This window comes from Bacillus sp. ISL-57 (assembly GCF_018613135.1).
GTDB lineage: Bacteria > Bacillota > Bacilli > Bacillales > DSM-1321 > Peribacillus > Peribacillus frigoritolerans.
In genome coordinates this window covers 290,357-307,950 of the sequence record NZ_JAGGQV010000001.1, presented here as the reverse complement: position 1 = coordinate 307,950, position 17,594 = coordinate 290,357, and the positions used below count along the sequence as shown (strand labels likewise).

Annotated in this window: 15 protein-coding genes; 2 read left to right on the top strand and 13 right to left on the bottom strand. The window is 39.9% G+C overall.

What is annotated here, in order from left to right; all coding sequences use genetic code 11:
• Positions 1-38: 38 nt before the first annotated feature.
• The 5 genes from J7I90_RS01410 to J7I90_RS01390 are packed head-to-tail and all read right to left on the bottom strand — an operon-like array spanning position 39 to position 4,725.
• Positions 39-761: a GntR family transcriptional regulator gene (locus J7I90_RS01410; RefSeq protein ID WP_214768072.1), complete on the bottom strand. Its 723-nt coding sequence runs from the start codon at positions 759-761 to the stop codon at positions 39-41.
• 15 nt (positions 762-776) lie between these two features.
• On the bottom strand, positions 777-1,790 hold the full coding sequence (locus tag J7I90_RS01405; RefSeq protein WP_214768071.1) for a sugar kinase: 1,014 nt from the start codon (positions 1,788-1,790) through the stop codon (positions 777-779).
• Complete coding sequence (gene dagF, locus J7I90_RS01400; RefSeq protein WP_034312316.1) at positions 1,783-2,538, bottom strand: 2-dehydro-3-deoxy-phosphogluconate aldolase; 756 nt, start codon at positions 2,536-2,538, stop codon at positions 1,783-1,785. Before dagF ends, J7I90_RS01405 begins: the two co-directional genes overlap by 8 nt.
• Positions 2,535-3,644 carry a DgaE family pyridoxal phosphate-dependent ammonia lyase gene (locus tag J7I90_RS01395; protein ID WP_214768070.1) on the bottom strand — a complete coding sequence of 370 codons (1,110 nt, stop codon included), beginning with the start codon at positions 3,642-3,644 and terminating at the stop codon, positions 2,535-2,537. Before J7I90_RS01395 ends, dagF begins: the two co-directional genes overlap by 4 nt.
• Positions 3,622-4,725 (bottom strand): amidohydrolase/deacetylase family metallohydrolase, encoded by a 1,104-nt coding sequence (locus tag J7I90_RS01390; protein WP_214768069.1) that lies wholly within the window; start codon positions 4,723-4,725, stop codon positions 3,622-3,624. Before J7I90_RS01390 ends, J7I90_RS01395 begins: the two co-directional genes overlap by 23 nt.
• A 749-nt stretch (positions 4,726-5,474) precedes the next feature.
• Here J7I90_RS01390 and J7I90_RS01385 point away from each other — a divergent pair.
• Positions 5,475-5,978: a hypothetical protein gene (locus tag J7I90_RS01385; RefSeq protein ID WP_214768068.1), complete on the top strand. Its 504-nt coding sequence runs from the start codon at positions 5,475-5,477 to the stop codon at positions 5,976-5,978.
• 165 nt (positions 5,979-6,143) lie between these two features.
• Here J7I90_RS01385 and J7I90_RS01380 read toward each other — a convergent pair whose 3' ends face one another.
• Positions 6,144-7,733: a long-chain-fatty-acid--CoA ligase gene (locus J7I90_RS01380; RefSeq protein ID WP_214768067.1), complete on the bottom strand. Its 1,590-nt coding sequence runs from the start codon at positions 7,731-7,733 to the stop codon at positions 6,144-6,146.
• 293 nt (positions 7,734-8,026) lie between these two features.
• A complete protein-coding gene (locus J7I90_RS01375; RefSeq protein WP_214768066.1) occupies positions 8,027-8,473 on the bottom strand; it encodes a MarR family winged helix-turn-helix transcriptional regulator in 447 nt (148 codons plus the stop codon).
• A gap of 121 nt (positions 8,474-8,594) precedes the next feature.
• Between J7I90_RS01375 and J7I90_RS01370 the strand changes: the two genes are divergently transcribed.
• Positions 8,595-9,782: an MFS transporter gene (locus tag J7I90_RS01370; protein WP_057277784.1), complete on the top strand. Its 1,188-nt coding sequence runs from the start codon at positions 8,595-8,597 to the stop codon at positions 9,780-9,782.
• Between the two features lie 292 nt (positions 9,783-10,074).
• Here the strand turns inward: J7I90_RS01370 and J7I90_RS01365 are convergent, their stop codons facing one another.
• From J7I90_RS01365 to J7I90_RS01340, 6 genes are all read right to left on the bottom strand, one after another.
• Positions 10,075-10,275, bottom strand: a complete 201-nt coding sequence (locus J7I90_RS01365; RefSeq protein ID WP_214768065.1) for a hypothetical protein — start codon at positions 10,273-10,275, stop codon at positions 10,075-10,077.
• 416 nt (positions 10,276-10,691) lie between these two features.
• Positions 10,692-11,735 (bottom strand): oxidoreductase, encoded by a 1,044-nt coding sequence (locus J7I90_RS01360; RefSeq protein WP_214768064.1) that lies wholly within the window; start codon positions 11,733-11,735, stop codon positions 10,692-10,694.
• Between the two features lie 45 nt (positions 11,736-11,780).
• Positions 11,781-12,209 (bottom strand): DUF1801 domain-containing protein, encoded by a 429-nt coding sequence (locus tag J7I90_RS01355; RefSeq protein WP_214768063.1) that lies wholly within the window; start codon positions 12,207-12,209, stop codon positions 11,781-11,783.
• Between the two features lie 353 nt (positions 12,210-12,562).
• Complete coding sequence (gene nagE / locus J7I90_RS01350) at positions 12,563-14,038, bottom strand: N-acetylglucosamine-specific PTS transporter subunit IIBC (protein WP_214768062.1); 1,476 nt, start codon at positions 14,036-14,038, stop codon at positions 12,563-12,565.
• 189 nt (positions 14,039-14,227) lie between these two features.
• Complete coding sequence (locus J7I90_RS01345) at positions 14,228-15,433, bottom strand: exo-beta-N-acetylmuramidase NamZ family protein (RefSeq protein ID WP_251025076.1); 1,206 nt, start codon at positions 15,431-15,433, stop codon at positions 14,228-14,230.
• 46 nt (positions 15,434-15,479) lie between these two features.
• On the bottom strand, positions 15,480-17,420 hold the full coding sequence (locus J7I90_RS01340; RefSeq protein WP_214768061.1) for a glycoside hydrolase family 3 protein: 1,941 nt from the start codon (positions 17,418-17,420) through the stop codon (positions 15,480-15,482).
• Positions 17,421-17,594 lie beyond the last annotated feature (174 nt).

The window sequence follows — 17,594 nt, the reverse complement described above, 5'->3', positions numbered from 1 at the left end:
AGAAATCGCTTACATTCAAACCAATACAATAAATGGGATTATTGTACCGGCTCGTTATATGTCACAATGTAGTTCTGTTTAGCCGTGTTGTAATATCCTTCACTGTATTCGGTAACATTTCCGTCCCCATCACTGGAAATCCGAATCCTCTTTAGTACTGGACTATTGTATTCGATTTTCAGTGTTTCGCAAATGTGATCCGGAGCGATAGCAACGGCAAACTCATCTCTGAATGTTTCAAGTTTGACGTTTTGCTCTTCCAAAAAGCGGTACAAAGAATTGATTTGGACGTCTTTTATCTCTTCTTTGTTTAAATCAAGTGAAATATAATGTGTAAAGTAAATATAAGGTTCATTGTCCAATAAATATATCCGTTCGATACTTATGCAACGGGCACCAAATAAAGAATGCAGCTTAGAGTCTGAAGAAAGGTCAATTCGACTTATGTTTAACACCTTTTTTAAAATGGAGTGCCCTTCCTCCACCAACAGCTCTGTGAAACGTTTCCCTTTGGAAAGTTTGACAATCGAACCATTAGCTATGACTCTAGTGCCTTTGCCGCTTTTCTTTTCAACATACCCCTCTTGCACGAGTTCTTTGATTGCATTACGGACAGTGACCTTACTTACGTTAAATTCTTCTTCCAAAAGAGGCTCGGAAGGAATGTTTGTGTCGATGGCATAAACCCCATGTAAAATACGATCCTTTAATATTTCTTTTATCTGTAAATACATCGGTCCATTTTTCCTGTTCACATTCATTCCTGATCTCCTGCCTTATCTTTTAATATCTTCCATTTTACCTTTCATTGCCGAGAATATCTCCTTTTCGGTTGCCAAAGGAGTATCTCCAACGACAGTACATGCCAGCATTCCTGATACAGCAGCAAATCGTACTGTCTTTTCAGGGGAATATCCTAGCAATTCGCCATGTAAGATTCCGCTGGTGTAAGCATCGCCTGAACCTATTCTATCATATACGGAAAATGATAGGATATCGGAAAAGTAAAAAGTATCTTCTTTATATATATACCCCCTCAACGTATGGCTATTATCACTGTTGATCGAACGATGTGTCCCCGCTATCGATTGAATTTTGAATCGCTTGGCCACTTCAGGGATCAACTCCACAAGCTGTTCTTCCCTTGTGGAACCTTCTGACTTCATTCCTAAAATATAAAGGGCGTCTTTTTCATTCATCATGACGATATCAGCCAAAGAAAGCATTTCCTCATAATGAGGCTTTGCGTCAGCGTAACCACCCTCCCATAAGGAAGGTCGGTAATTGCAGTCGAAACAGACTGTACCGCCCTTTTCTTTGACTTTTCTAGCCAGCACCTTCATGCTTTCCCGAACATTTTCCGCCATTGCAAGAGTGATTCCGCAAAAATGGATGATATCCGTCTTTTCCGAAATCATATCCATATCATAATCGGATAAGGTGGCAGTATTAAAACTGCTTTCCAGTCGATTGGAATATGTGACACGGCTCGCCCGCTGTCCAAATCCGTTTTCCAAAAAGTACATCCCCATGTATTTGCCGCCTCTAGAGATGTAGTTCCTTCCGATTCCTAAGCGCTGCAAAGCTGAAATTGCTGAATCACCAAGGGGGTTATCCGGTAACATTGTCACAAGATACCCATCATGTCCAAGTTTTGTCATCGCAGAAGCCACATTTACTCCCGTGCCTGAAAAGGAGTATTGCAGCGTGTTAGCCTGTGATAGCAATTCATGCCCTGGTACCTGCAAACGCATCATCACTTCCCCGAATGCCACAATCCTTTTAGGCATATTTTTCAACCAATTTTTTCGTCATGGCCAATAATTTCCGTACATCCTCCCCATTCGTTTTACCAGTCGCTTCATCAATGATGGAAGAATATACGTGGGGAATGACTTTAGGCACTTTTGCTTCTAATGCAATTTCTAATATGGTCTCGAAATTATTTAAGTCGATTCCACCTGTTGGTTCCAAAGCAAATCCCTCTTCACCACAAGCTTTTGCTACAGCACGATATTCATCTTCATGCTTCAGCCCTTTCATAGGGAAATATTTCAAAGCATTCCCTCCCATGTCGCGAACGAGCGCAATGGCAGCTTTGATTGGCACAATGGCAGTTTCACTTGCGCCTGCACTTACTGGACCAGTGGAGATATTCACATAACCGACTTTCCCAGTTGGAGAAACAAGTGAATTTATCCAGCTATCCTTCTCGCCTAAATTGGCCCTCGTAGCACCAACAGCCGGAAAAACCTGGTTAATATGACTGCCTGGATAGTATTTTGCTATTTCTGCGACAACTGCAGCCTGTCTATTATCGCCTGCGCCCAATCCAATTGAAACGGCTTCATCAATGGCTTCCCCGTATTCTTTCATTGCAGTAACACCTGCTTCGACAGTTGGATAATCCTTTGAGAGTACACCAACCAATACATGTCCTTCTGCTGCTTCAAAGACTTCCACTGCATTTTCCACACTATTTGCAAGTACATTTAAGGCTACACGATCATTCAATAACCGTTTGTTTATGTTAGTCATCCTTGTTTTCCTCCTAATATGGTTCTTAATCGTGATTCAATAACATTTATATCATCACCTTGCAATGGGCGCGGATCTATATCGAAAAAGCCTTGCCGTATCCCATAATCCCGTGTATAAATGGCGATATCCCCATTTTTGAGGTGCTCGTTCACTTCTTTCGCCGTCGTTTCCGCTATCAAAGGATTTATGGAAATACGTGCTCTAAATATGGCACGTCCGGCTTCATCCTGAACTATCGTAACTTTTACGCCATCAATCGAGTCAAGTGATGTGAGCACTTGTAAACTAGCTTTTTCTTTTTCGCTATTATCCGTCTTGACAAAATACTCATCCAATGCCTGAAGCAGACCAAAGGTCGTTTCCTTTCCAACCTTCATGCTCCTTCCTATACAGTGCAATTGAACCTTTACCCATTCGATATATTTTTTTCTGCCAGCAACGATACCGGATGTGGGTCCTTCAATGGCTTTTGAACCACTATAAATCGCCAGGTCGGAGAATTGTACATATTTTTCCAAATCTTCTTCCGCTGCTGCATCGACAATCAGAGGGATATTATTCGTTTTGGCCACTTCCCATGCTTCTTCAACCGATATCATATTTTTCTGGACAGTATGATGCGATTTCACATATAAAATGGCGGAAGTATTTTCATTTATGGCCTCCGCAATATGTTCTGCCTTCCCTTCATTTGCATATCCAACTTCAACCAATTTTCCGCCGCCAAGATAAATCATGGTTTCAACCGGTGCACCATACTGAACGTTATGGCCTTTCAGCATGATGATCTCATTCTTTTGAATACGATCTTGATGAAGCCTTTCGCTTTTCCTTCTGTTTCCTTCAGTAACGATTGCCGCTACTGAAAGCGCAATTCCGCTTGATGCTGAGTTTACGACCACAGCTGCTTCAGAATGAAGCAAATCCGCTATATGCTGGCCTGACTTATCGACTAAATCAGAAATTTCAACATAATTTTGCCCACCTTTTTTCATCGCGTCCATCACTGTGTCAGTTGGGGCAGAGACTCCCAATATGCTCATTCTTCCGCTTGCATTGATGACTCTTTTCAAACCGTATTTAGCATTCAATGAATTCTCCATTTATAACCACTCCTTTTACAACAACTCTTTTTTCTGCCATCCTTTTTTCGCCTTCGGAATCCAATAAAAGGGTCGGCTCATTCTCGATACTGAATAAAGTCAGGTTCGCAATATCACCAGCTGAAATCCTTCCAAGCTCTGGTTTATTCAACCAAGCTGCTGCATTGACCGTAACCGCATCTATTACTTCTTTTAATGGATAACCGAGGTACAAAAATTTTGTAAGCACATTTGCCATATTAAAAACTGGCCCATTCTCTCTGTTTTTCCGATATATATCCGTACTGATCGTATTGAAGCCGATTCCCCGCTTTTTAGCCATTTCTGCAGTTTTAAAAGAAAAGCTTGCCGTTCCATGACCTACATCCAAATGTACACCACGTTCAATCGCCTTAATCAACTCAGGCAGCGGCACTTCTCTTTCATCAAATAAATTATTCGCTTTACCATTTAGAAAATGAGTAATAATGTCCTTTTCCTCAAGTAATTGAAGGACTTCCTTAATATCAGGCGGCCCTGAACCGATATGAACCATTAATGGCAAACCCGTTTCAGCCGAGAATTTCCTAGCGATTTTTAATGGCTCGACACCATTTGGACCAACTACACTTTTACTTATTCTCGCTTTAAGTCCAACGACAAAATCCCCGTATTTGGAAATTGCCTTCATTAATTCCCCTTCGTCCAACCATGAAATATCCGATAACTCATCAATCCTTTTCAATCCAATCCGCGAAATATTCAGAAAGGCGAAAACATTCGTTTTGGAATTTTCACAACTTCTAACCAGATCGGTTATCCTATCTGCCCCCGTGCTTCCCGCATCTATGACCGTTGTTACACCAGTTTTATATCCAATCTCATCAACCTCATCACCATAAGGATCGAATTCCGGGAAAGCATGTACATGCATATCAATCCAACCGCTCGAAACAAAAACCTTTTGATCATAATCTATTATCTTATCTCCTGTTGCAGTTCCGGGTCGTGCAATTTCCTTAATCATCCCATTTTCCAGGATGATATCCGCTGCTTTTCCTTCTACCATTTTTACATTCTTCAGAACTAACGTATCTGTCATTTCCCTCATCCTTTTCGGTACATCCTATCGATTGAAAGTACTTTGTATACGGTTACACTGAATTGTATAAGAATTCATTAATTTCTCTTTACAAAAATAGATTATCATATTTTGTCGAACTAATCAATATAACGTTATAATGTTTGATTTAAATTTACAGAATTTTATAAGATCAAGGCCATTTTGTCTTTGTGCTTCTTAGTTTCTTCATATAATATAATCTCATTAGGTTTTTTAAAATTTTTCATGCTACCCATGGAAAAAAGACGGGGAGAAAAACAATCTGTTTTTCTCCCCGCCTTTTTTTTTACGAATTCACAAAATCCATTTATGAAAGTTTCCACCCTAATTATCCGGAAATAATGCTTTTTTTATAAAACTAACACTAAGTCAGAATAAAGACTAATGGGATTAAAGGGTTTGAACGGTTCCTCCAAGACACTCGCTATAGAACCCCTTTTAACTGATAATTAGATCCTTTTTTTCATTTTTATTCAACCAAATAATTAATCCAATTATCGCTATAAATAAAATTAATAGGTCTTTGTTGTACATAGAAAATAAATTTCGACCAGCTATTATTACTGAGGACATCCTGATTATAAAACCTAGACATATAGAAATAAGTACAATTATTACTGTTTTAAAATTTTTTTCCTTAGTTTCCATATTTTATGACCTTCTACATATAGTTATATAGCATGAAATTATACAAAATTTTCAAAAAAATATAAGGGAGTGTATTAAAAATGAAGAAAAAGTCCTTATTTTCAATACTAATAATCAGTTTATTAGTATTCTCACATGTCCCCAATACATTGGCCGAAGAGAAAAAAGAAACAATACCTTCAGCAACAGTAAACCCTATTGTGGAAGTCAAATTAATTAGTGATGATGTTATACTAATACAACCAACAGCAAGCATCATTGAAATGAGCAAACCTATTGCTCATCAGGCTAAACTAACAAATACCCAATTAGGAAAGATGGTAAAGGCTCATCAAAAGGGAACAACATGGTTAAGCATCGTAAGTACTCTTGTGTTTGCGGGTGACCCAACCGCACCAGCAGGAGTAGCTACTGCACTGGCATCAGCACTTGCTGGCAGTCCTAATAGTTTAATAGCAGCATATTATTCCGGAAAACACGCTTATCATGTATCTGTCTATGCTAGTGGTAAAAAACCAAGTTTATCTAAAATAACGTATATATATTACACTAAGTCAATTCTTTCATTTAGAAGCCCTCGTTAATTAATCCTTCCTGCTCCTAATATTACAGTGGAAATGTTGCTTTCCATAATATAAAAACCAAGAATGCTTATTTAAAAGCATTCTTGGTCTTGTTAATTCCATACTTCATTTGATTTTCCTTTTTACGACATTCACTTAATATATATCCCGTTCCTATGAAAGCAGTTAATTTACCTTTTTCGATCCTTTCCAATGGATTTCCCTCAATCGGTATTTTTGTAGTTTACTTGTTGCCGTTTTCGGTAAAGACTCTACGAATTCAACTTTTGTCGGTGCTTTAAAGTGAGCCATTTTTGAGCGGCAAAAGGTAATGATCTCATTTTCCGTCACTTTTGCATCGGGCTGCAGCACAATGATTGCCTTAGGCGTTTCTCCCCATTTATCGTCTGGAATGGCAATGACCGCAGCCTCCAAAACATCTGGATGTTTATACATTACCCCTTCTACCTCTGTTGAAAAAATATTTTCCCCGCCGGAAATGATTAAATCCTTAGCCCTGTCCTGTATCTCAATATATCCATCAGGATGGGTAACTGCCAGATCCCCAGTATGAAACCAGCCATCCCTAATTGCTTCGGCCGTCTTTTCCGGATCCTTATAATATCCTTCCATTACAACATTGCCGCGAGTAATGATTTCCCCCAGTTCCTTTCCATCCCAAGCGACTTCTTTCCCTTCTTTATTGATTACCATCGTTTCCCCATTAAAAACCAATTCAATACCTTGTCTTGCCTTTATTATTGCTTGTTCGTCCGCAGATTTAGCTTCAAACTCATCCTTCCACTCGTTATATAGGATGAATGGGGAAGTTTCTGTTAATCCATATACGTGGATCATATTCAAACCAAGGATTTCTTGTGCCTTTTGTATAAGCGCTGCTGCTGGAGGAGCACCTGCTGTTGACATCCTTGGATGCACTTTGATATTTGTTTCTTTTGCTTTAGGGTCATTTACCAGCATATTGACGACAGTAGGCGCTCCACATAACAATGTAATATTATGACGGGCGAATAATTTGAGGATAAGAGGAGGATCGACTTTCCTTAAACATACATGAGTCCCGCCAGTAGCCGTTACCGACCATACCCCTCCCCAGCCATTAGCGTGAAACATTGGCAATGTATGTAAGTATACATCGTCATGCTTCACCCCTAGGTGATAAATGAAATTAGCGGCGTTCATGTAATTCCCGCGATGAGTTAACATGACCCCTTTTGGTTTTGAAGTCGTTCCACTCGTGTAATTTATAGTCAAAAGTTGATTTTCTTCGATTTTAACCTCTGGCAGTCCATCATCATTTGCATGCAAAATGAAATTCTCATAATCTATTCCAGGTAAAGTGGTTTCATATCCTTCAAAAGGCACGATGATGATCTTTTCCAAGGAAAGTTTAGTAATGATCTTTTCAATCGGAGCGGTGAATTCTTCATCGATTATCAACATTTTTGAATCGCTATGCTTGATGATATATTCCAAATCCTCTGCAGCAAGCCTATAATTCAAAGGAACCATTACCGCTCCCATTTGACAAATGCCATAAAAACATTCCAGCATATAATGTGTATTTGGCAACATAACTGCAATATGGTCACCTTTTTCAATTCCCGAAGAATGCAAAGCTTTGGAAAGTTGATCTGTTCGCTGCCCGAATTCCTTATATGTAAACTTTTTCTCTTCATCGATGACTGCCACTTTATGAGGATAATATTTTACGGCCCTGCGCTTCCAATCAATTGGAGTTAATGGGAAAAACATTTTTATCATCTCCTTCTTTACAGATTCACTATATACAGCACCCTGCTTGGTTCGTCATGATGGATCCTGACTTCGTATCCTTTTAATACATATTCATTTTCCAGCCGTCATATCTTCTTTAATGGATTTCCATTTAAAGATTTTTGAATATTTTTTAATTATTCCGACAATTAATCTCCTAAAAACAGTGAAATTCACTGCTTTAATAGATATTTTTTTAAAACAAACACCGTAAAAAATTAATATAGCGCTTCTTCTTTTTATTATATTGGAGACAGTACACTTCAGAAAGACTATCTTTTATTTTCTATGCATGAAGAGGCATGTTCGGTAAGTTTCCCAACGATTTCTTTAAGACGTTCCGTTTCCTCTTCATTTAGTACACCATAAAAGTCACGAAAGGTTTTGGTAAAACACTTATTGATGGAATGATAGGTACTCCATCCATTTTCAGTGGATTGGATAAAAACGACCCGCCGATCATCCTCACTGTGTACCCTCTCAATCAACTTCTTCCGTTCAAGCCGATCAATTAGTGCAGTTCCTGCTGCAGGTTTAATCTTCAAATGATTAGAAACATCTTTAACCGCTATGGATTCATTCAAGACTATTAATTGCAATGCGCGATACTGAACAGAAGTTATATCATATTTAACCAGTAACGGTTCCACCAATTCCTGTGATAGGCTGCTTAGTTCCTTGATCTCTAGATGTAAATTATACAATTCACTTGAATGCATGTTTGACAATCCTTTCTTATTGACACTATCTATCTAAAACTATAACATAATTAACGTATCAAAAAATTAACCATGCGAATTAAATTGGTTATTGATTTTTAAAGAGAGAGAGAGGCTGTCCATGTCAGCAGAACAACGCAAAAAGATCATTATCCTCATGATCAATATGTTTATCGCAATAGGGAGTTTCGGTATCATCATTCCCATTTTACCAGCATACCTGGCCTCCATTAATCAAGGTGGAACCGCCGCTGGCCTAATGATTGCCATTTTCGCAGGTGCACAACTTATCTTTTCGCCAATTGCCGGAAAATGGACTGACCAATTCGGGCGCAGAAAAATGATTATTTATGGATTGGTCGGTTTGACATTATCCATGTTTATTTTTTATGCAGTCAATTCCATTTGGTTATTATATGCTTCACGTATCATTGGCGGAATCGGGGCAGCTTTGCTTATACCCGCAATTTTTGCTTATGTTGCTGATATCACCACATTTGATCAACGCGCTAAAGGCAATAGTTTAGTATCTGCCGCCATGTCCCTGGGAATTGTAGTCGGTCCAGGAATTGGAGGTTTTTTAGCTGACTTTGGCTTGAAGTTTCCCTTTTTGATTTCTGCGCTGGTATCCCTATCTGCAGTTGTATTTTCGATTTTTGTTTTAAAAGAAAGCGAAACGGCACAGGTTACTCAATCCATGGATGCAAAAACTGAAACGATGCTTCGGAAGATCACTTTATCCGTGAAAAAGCCTTATTTCATCCCACTTATCATTACTCTTGTAATGAGCTTTGGCTTAATGGCGTATGAATCTGTAATTGGTCTTTATCTTGATAATCAATTCAATTCGACTCCTAAGGACATCGCCGTCATGGTTACAGCCACCGGTATCGTCAGTGTAATAGTTCAATTGTTTGTCGTCGATCGGATCGTACAGCGTTTCGGGGAAGTGAATGTTCTGAATATCTTTATCAGTGTTGCAGCCATCGGTTTCCTCCTATCACTTTTTGCATCAAATTACCTGATTTTCTTTTTGATTTCTCTTATCATCTTCCTTTCCACTTCCATCTTACGTCCAGTTCTTAACACACTGATTTCCAAGATGGCAGGGAATGAGCAAGGTTTTGCAATGGGTATGAATAATGCGTATATGAGCATCGGAAATGTGCTTGGACCAACACTTGCGGGAATGATGTATGATGTCCACATTACCTATCCGTTCATGTTGGGTCTTATCCTCTTATTCATTACTTTAATGATTACTATGGCTTGGCAAAAGCGATCTCTTCATGCAAAAGCATTATCTTAGAGCTTAAATGGCATTTCAAAATTTATTCCTTAACCCCACCCCCCGAGTAGCATCCGCTATCCGGGGGTTTTCATTATGATTTTTTTATCCATTCTTCTTTTAATTGAAATCCTCCAAAAAAGTTTATTGACGAGTAACACTTCAATCTCTTGAGAACTTGCTCCAATTTCATACGGAAACTTCTCATATTTTTGCGTAACACTCTAATTCACGAGTATTTGCTTCAAACTCACGAGTAAATGAGTCAATTTCACGAGTATTTGCTCCAAATTCACGAGTAAATGGCTCTAATTCACGAGTAACACACTTCCAACTCTCGAATATTCGCTCCTATTTCATTCGGATTTAACTCCAAATCATGCGTAATATTTGTAGTCACGAGTATTTGCTTCAAACTTACGAGTAAATGCGTCAATTTCACGAGTAACGTCCCCAACTCTAGCATACTCTGCTCCATTTTCTTGCGGAAACTGCTCAAAATCTTCCGTAACACTTGAATTCACGAGTATTTGCTACATTCTTTCCTAAAGTTGAAGCTTTTATTTCACCAAAATAAAAAAGTTGATCTAAAGTAATTATTTCAAGTTGATCTCACTGATTAGAATCAAGTATAGAAAGCATCCTCATCACCTCAAGTTTTAAAACTTCTATTTTAAAACAAGAGACATCTGCGGGAAAACACGTCCAGGGGAGACCCCGCAGGCGAAAGCCGAGGAGGCTCCCGGACCGCCCGCGGAAAGCGAGTGCCCTACGTTCCAATCAATGTCCAAATTGTACAAGCCATAAAAAAATGTAGACAAACTCGACTTTTAACGAGTTTGTCTACATTCTAAAAGCGACCTAATTTTAGAATAAGGCCGCTTATCATTCAGTTTTCTCATTTCATATTGTAATAAAGGGAAATTAATTTCATTTAATAAAAATGGCTTTCTTTCCTTTACTGCTTTCAAAAGCCGCATCAATGATTTTAATGACCGCTAACCCCTCTTGGGCAGTGACTGGAGCTTTTTTCCCGCTCAATATACTATCGGCAACTGCCTGGTAATACGTTAAATAAGAACCATGCAGTGTTTCGATGGTTTCATGCATCTCATTTTCTCCTTCAACCGTAACCAGCTTACCATAGAATTCGGGATCATCTGCACCCCAAGAGTCATCCACTGGTTTTTTCCCCTCACTTAAGTCAGCCTCTTGGCAATCAAGACCGTATTTGATAAATGATCCTTTACTTCCATGAACCTGATACCGCGGTCCATTAAACGGAACGATTGAGCCTGAATGCAAGATGACCCTCAGCTTTTCATATCCTAATATCACATGGAAATAATCATCCGTTTCTGCATTTTCTTTTTGGGAAAATACATCTGCCCATACGAATTGCGGCAATCCAAACAAATGAAGTGCTTGATCGATGAGATGTGATCCTAGATCATAAAGCATGCCTGATCCCGGGCCTGGTTTTTCTCTCCATCTATCCCTGACCACAGGCCGGTATCGATCATAATGGACTTGGTATGTATTGATTTCCCCAAGCACTCCATCATCCATAAGTTTTTTCACGGTCAAAAAGTCATTATCCCATCTCCGGTTATGATAGACACTTAAAAGAAGATTCTTTTCCTCAGCAATCTTGATGAGCTCCTCCGCCTCCCAAGCTTCCACAACCATCGGCTTTTCGAGGATGACATGCTTCCCGGCTAACAAGCTTTGCTTTGCCATTTCATAATGCAAACCACTCGGTGTCGTAATAACAGCCAAATCAATGGATGGGTCTTCAAGAATTTCCTCTAAGCTGCCTACCACTTCCACATATTTCAAATCCTTTTGGACTTTTTCCTTATTGGAGCTCACAACTTTCACTATTTGGAACTGCTCTAAAACACTTAGTAATGGCGCGTGGAAAGTAGCTCCTGACAATCCGTACCCAACTATGCCCACATTAATTTTTCTCATTTTCAATCCCACTCGCTTTCTTGTTCCTCTTAAACAAACATTTTATTATATTTCATTGTCCGGGTATGTATCTCTCAAAAACTTGACAGATTGATTAATCAATTCTTTCAATACATTAATATTGATATCTGCCACTTTATTGATGTACACACACGCTTTTCCGGAAGTATGTTTTCCAAATGCCTGTAACAATTCTTCTCTTTTTTTGTCCCCTGGAGCAAAGTATAAACTGATTTTTGCTTTTCGAGGTGAAAAGCCAACCAGGGGGGCATCTCCTTCGTGACCTGATTCATATTTATAATGATAGGTTCCGAACCCAATTATGCTCGGTCCCCACATCTTTGCCTCATAACCTGTCGTTTCGGTAAAAACACTCAACAATTCGTAGGCATCTTCACGTTTTTTCGGGTTATCGACGTTTTCGATGAACTCAATGACACTACTGTCCGTCTCTTTGGTTTTTTGTTTATACATGACCGGAACCTCCCTTATATTAAAAGGCAGAAAAAATTCATAAGATATCGCTTGTTTAGTATCTTAGTACCCTGTTAGGTTGTTATGTATGTATACAGCCTTCATCACCGATGATCAATGATTGGCGGGCGAGCTCCTATACTATTTCTCTAAGCTTCATGGCAAATCCTTCACTATACCCTTATATATTATAGAACATTGATTCCTTTTATTCTATTTTAAGAGCAGAGTTTATTAAGTAAATCTTTCGCGCTTTAAAAATCAGTACTTTACCATAATAATCCCTACGATCAGAAATCATTATTCTGATCGTAGATTTTTTCATTAAAAGGCAAAATGCAGTTTAACCAGATCTATTGCCGCCTGATCTTTTCTATTTCATCAGCTATGAATTGTACCTGTGTCCCTACGATGACTTGAATGCTTTGCGGACCCACAATATTGATTCCAGCAACCCCTGCTGATTTGATTTTACTCTGATCGACAGATTCCATATTTTCCACTTCAACCCTTAAACGGGTAACACAGTTATCTACAGATGTTACGTTAGCGTCTCCGCCTAATCCCTCATAAATAGCGGAAGCCATTCCAAAGAATTTACTCTCATTTTTCCCGCCTTGAGAGCTGTCTGCTTCCGCAATCGCTCCTCCGCCATCAAGCTCATCTTCTGTATCATCTTCTCTGCCGGGAGTCATTAAATTGAACCTAGTTATCAAGAATCGGAATAAGAAGTAGTAGATGACTGCAAAAGCCAGTCCTTGAAGAAGCAGCATATACGGTTCATTTGCCATTGGTAATCTTGAGCTTAAAACAAAGTCAATGAATCCTGCACTAAAACCGAACCCTGCTGTCCATTGGAAAGTCGCAGCAATAGCCAACGATATTCCTGTTAATAAGGCATGCACAACGAATAGGGCTGGTGCAACAAACATGAAAGCAAATTCCAAAGGTTCAGTAACGCCTGTGAAAAATGAAGCGAAGCCGGCTGCGAGCATTAATGAGGCCACTTGTTTTTTCTTCCGTGATTTTGCCGAATGGTACATGGCAAGGGCCGCTGCCGGTAAACCGAACATCATGACGGGAAAGAAGCCGGCTTGATACATGCCTGTGGTTCCTTTTATTCCCGTTCCAGCCCAGAATTTACCGATATCGTTAAGACCTATTACATCGAACCAGAACACGGAGTTTAATGCATGATGTAAACCAGTTGGTATCAAAAGCCGATTGAAGAACCCATAGAGTCCTGCTCCAGCGGCACCTAATTCACTTATTCCTTCCCCAAATATAACTAACCAAGAGTAGATGAGTGGCCATACGAAGAATAATATTAGGGAAACCAGTAACATGGCAACCGCAGTAAGGATCGGGACTAGGCGTTTACCGCTAAAGAAAGCGAAAGCATCCGGCAGTTCTACCTTACTGAAACGATTAAACATAGCTGCCGCTATAAGACCCGAGAGGATTCCGACAAATGCATTTTCTATTTTCACAAATGCTGGATTTACATCTTTTACATCGATTCCTTGCAGCATCGCCACCGTGTCCGTGGAAAGCAATGTCGTTACGACCAGATAGGCTACCAGCCCGCTCAAAGCGGCAGCTCCATCTTTTCCTTTCGACATCCCCAACGCCACTCCAACGGCAAACAAGATTGCCATATTGTCAATGATCGAAGAACCTGCTTTGATTAAGAAAGCTGCTAACGGACTTCCCGCTCCCCATCCTGCTGGATCTATCCAGTAACCGATCCCCATTAAAATGGCGGCTGCCGGCAATACGGCTACTGGCAGCATCAAGGAACGCCCTATTTTTTGAAGATATTTTTTCATTCCGCTTTCCTCCTGACAATACTGATTTAGGGCAAAGCCCATATTCTATTAGACAACGGTTCCTTCCATTTTAGAACTTCATTTCATTTATAAATTTAACTATAATCAGGAATAAAGTCTTAGCGATTTACTCCTCCTTCGAAAGCCCATAAAAAAAGAAAAGTCCAACCCGGACTTTTCTTTTTTCACTTATTTATAGAGCAAGTAATTTTTGCGAACCTTTTTAAAGGCATCCTGCTTTACTTGATATTCTTTCAAGATTTCATTTACTGTTGAACCTTCTTTAATTCTAGACATTATCCAGCCATTGCCAATCAATAAATTGAAATTGTTGGCTGCAAGGAATTCGAAATCACCGGGATATAGATCCTGAATGGTCTTGATGATGTGAAGTCCAGTAGGGACAGCCTTGAACTCTTCTCTATCCGTTATATAAATTTCCACTCCGTGGCTAAGTTTACCTGCATGTTTTGAAAATGTAGGTGTAAAGGACGCTGCCCTGAATTTTACACCGGGTAACCTTAATGCATTTAATTTCCCAGCGAGCTCATCACTGTTTATATAAGGAGCACCTATCAACTCGAATGGTTTGGTCGTTCCTCTGCCTTCCGAGACATTCGTTCCCTCGATCAAGCCTGTTGCCGGATATACGAACGTAGTGGAAACTGTCGGCATATTCGGTGACGGTAAGACAAAAGGGAGACCAGTATCGTCATAATCCATATCTCGCTTCCAGCCTTTCATCTTGATGACCTTTAGATCTGCTCCTATTTTGAATTCTTTATTGAACAAAGTCGCGAGTTCCCCAACAGTCATCCCATGCTTAAGCGGAATTGGATACAACCCAACAAACGATGAGAATTCAGGTTCAAGTACCGGTCCATCAACCGTCTCCCCGCCTTGTGGGTTCGGCCGGTCCAGCACGATAAAGGGGATATCATTTTCTTTGGCTGCTTCCATTGCATAAGCCATCGTATAGATATAAGTGTAATAGCGTGTTCCGACATCCTGGATATCAAAAACAAGGACCTCAACATCCTTTAACATTTCAGGCGTCGGTTTTTTCGTTTTGCCATATAAACTATAAACGGGCAATCCTGTTTTTTCGTCAATATAATATTCAACGCTTGCACCAGCTTGCGCATCTCCACGCACTCCATGTTCTGGACCAAATAACGCTGTCAAATTAATATCCGGATCATCATGAAGGAGATCGACGATGCTGGTTAATTTGGAATCGATGCCAGTTGGATTCGTAATCAAGCCGACTTTCTTTCCGCTTAAAACGTTCTTTTCATCTTTTAAAAGAACTTCAATACCGGGACTGACTCTTTGTTTTTTCTTCTCTTTAATAGCTGTTACACTTTTTGAGGAAACGATGCCGAAAGAAAGCATGCAAATGGTAAATAGGATTAACATTCTTTTCAAATTGCTTCTCTCCCTATTTTTTAATGGGTCTTCCAGATTTAATATCTAATCCATATCCAAATTTATAAAGGCTTTCATCGGGCTTAGTTACTGATGGTATAGCGACCGGCAACGTGCCTTTAGGTTTTGATTCTCCAAAAATGGTCGAGATGCCCGCCGGGATATTCGGCTGTCTATAACGCCCATTCGAATACCCTTTGAACCCGTAAACAGCAAGAACCGCTTTCGCTTCTTCAAAGTTTGCAACATCATAAGGGTTTCTTAAACTCATTAAAACAAATTCTTTATCTTTCTTATTAGCATGATTCATGACCGCTCTAGGGAAGGCTGTTGCCCACTTCGACGAATCTTGAATGCTATCATCTATCACTCCATCATTGACAGCCGGATCGTTTTTGACAATATAGGAACCAGTTATGACAAAGTCCGATTCATCAATGAGTCTGGCCACTTGATCTGTAAATGACTTTCCTGAAAAACTCATACCCGTTATTTGGACTTTCTTTATTTTCTTTTTATCAGCTAATTCGCTGATGCTCCTGGACATGGATTCAACTTGGTCATCAAAAGGAGCAAGAATTAAAACTTTATCATTTTTCTTAGGTTTGAAAGGCAATGTTTTGTGTTCATTTTTCAATAGAGTGATGGCATCTTCCGCCATTTTCCTTTCTTTTATTAAATGAGTTTCATTCCCGACCACTTGAAGCGCGGTTTCGATTTTTTTATCTATCGGGGTATCCTCCGGGTTTAATATCCCTCTTTTCACTTTTAGTTCAAGTATCCTCGTGACAGATTGATTGACTTGATTTAGAGGGATTTCCCCGCTTGTCACTGCCGCCTTCACTGCATTGAATACAGAGGCTAGATTCTTTTCCATTTGAAGCGAATTAACCTGTGCCGGCATCAAAGCAATATCAACACCAGATTTCAGGGCAAGGACCACAGCTTCTTCCTGTCCGAAGTTGTCCGCGATGGCTTTCATATTCAAAGCATCTGTAACCACAACACCGTCAAATCCCATTTCTTCACGTAATAGACCCGTGATGACCTTTTGTGACAGCGTTGCAGGAACCATGATTTCCTGACCGTCTTTTTTACTGATATAGGTAGTGTCATCGAATGCAGGAAATTGAACATGTGCAGTCATCATCATATCAACTCCAGCATCGATGGCTTTTTGGAAAGGAAGCAGCTCGATTGAGCGCAATCGCTCTTTATCATGAGAAACAAGGGGAAGACCATAATGACTGTCGACTGCTGTATCTCCATGGCCAGGGAAATGCTTGGTCGTCGCTATCATGTTCTGTTTTTGCAATCCTTTTATCATCTGAATGCCAAGCTTTGATACAAGGTCCGGATCGGAACTGAAGGAACGAACGCCAATAACAGGATTTCCGGGATTATTATTGACATCGACAGACGGTCCGAAATTGACATTTATGCCAAGTGCCGACAGTTCCTTACCAATAATTTCTCCGGATTGATAAGCGTAACTCTCTTTTCTGGCTGCACCAAGTGCCATATTACCAGGAAGGTTCGTTCCAGTTTGAAGACGAGTTACGATTCCTCCTTCCTGATCAATCGTTATGAACAGCGGAAGGTCCGGGCTTGCCATCTGCAAACCATCCGTGAGCCGAACCGTTTGTTCGGTATCGACTACATTCTCAGCAAACAGAATCACACCGCCCAGATGATATTTTTTGATGATGCTTGCAACTTCCGAGTTCATTTCAATAAACCCGGTAGCCTTTGTTTCTCCTTGTTTTTGCCAATTACGAAAATCCGGCATGAGCATTTGACCGACTTTTTCATCGATTGTCATGTTTTCTACGATTTCCTGAATATCGGAAACCGCTTTTTCATTCTCGTATCCCTTTGCTGTCGCACTCCCTCCCATAATGGATAAAACCAAACATAATGCGATTCCAGCTGGGGCACATATCCTTTTTATCATTAGGCTTCCTCCCTTGTATTCTTTTTAGTTCTGTTAGCAACAATTCAAAACCACTGCCGTGAAGGGGTAAAGATGAATGGAAATGAACTATATAGATCATAAAGAAATCAAGGCAGCATCGGGAATCCCAGCAGCCGCCTCTTTAAAAAAGCCTTCATGAAATGTTTCCATTTA

Bases quoted from the DNA above. Each gene is read 5' to 3' on its own strand.
- J7I90_RS01395 (WP_214768070.1), bottom strand. From the start codon at position 3,644: ATGGAGAATTCATTGAATGCTAAATACGGTTTGAAAAGAGTCATCAAT.
- nagE (WP_214768062.1), bottom strand. From the start codon at position 14,038: ATGAAAAAATATCTTCAAAAAATAGGGCGTTCCTTGATGCTGCCAGTA.
- J7I90_RS01390 (WP_214768069.1), bottom strand. From the start codon at position 4,725: ATGACAGATACGTTAGTTCTGAAGAATGTAAAAATGGTAGAAGGAAAA.
- J7I90_RS01375 (WP_214768066.1), bottom strand. From the start codon at position 8,473: ATGCATTCAAGTGAATTGTATAATTTACATCTAGAGATCAAGGAACTA.
- dagF (WP_034312316.1), bottom strand. From the start codon at position 2,538: ATGACTAACATAAACAAACGGTTATTGAATGATCGTGTAGCCTTAAAT.
- J7I90_RS01345 (WP_251025076.1), bottom strand. From the start codon at position 15,433: ATGCTTTCTTTCGGCATCGTTTCCTCAAAAAGTGTAACAGCTATTAAA.
- J7I90_RS01340 (WP_214768061.1), bottom strand. From the start codon at position 17,420: ATGATAAAAAGGATATGTGCCCCAGCTGGAATCGCATTATGTTTGGTT.
- J7I90_RS01370 (WP_057277784.1), top strand. From the start codon at position 8,595: ATGTCAGCAGAACAACGCAAAAAGATCATTATCCTCATGATCAATATG.
- J7I90_RS01405 (WP_214768071.1), bottom strand. From the start codon at position 1,790: ATGCCTAAAAGGATTGTGGCATTCGGGGAAGTGATGATGCGTTTGCAG.
- J7I90_RS01360 (WP_214768064.1), bottom strand. From the start codon at position 11,735: ATGAGAAAAATTAATGTGGGCATAGTTGGGTACGGATTGTCAGGAGCT.
- J7I90_RS01380 (WP_214768067.1), bottom strand. From the start codon at position 7,733: ATGTTTTTCCCATTAACTCCAATTGATTGGAAGCGCAGGGCCGTAAAA.
- J7I90_RS01355 (WP_214768063.1), bottom strand. From the start codon at position 12,209: ATGTATAAACAAAAAACCAAAGAGACGGACAGTAGTGTCATTGAGTTC.
- J7I90_RS01410 (WP_214768072.1), bottom strand. From the start codon at position 761: ATGAATGTGAACAGGAAAAATGGACCGATGTATTTACAGATAAAAGAA.
- J7I90_RS01385 (WP_214768068.1), top strand. From the start codon at position 5,475: ATGAAGAAAAAGTCCTTATTTTCAATACTAATAATCAGTTTATTAGTA.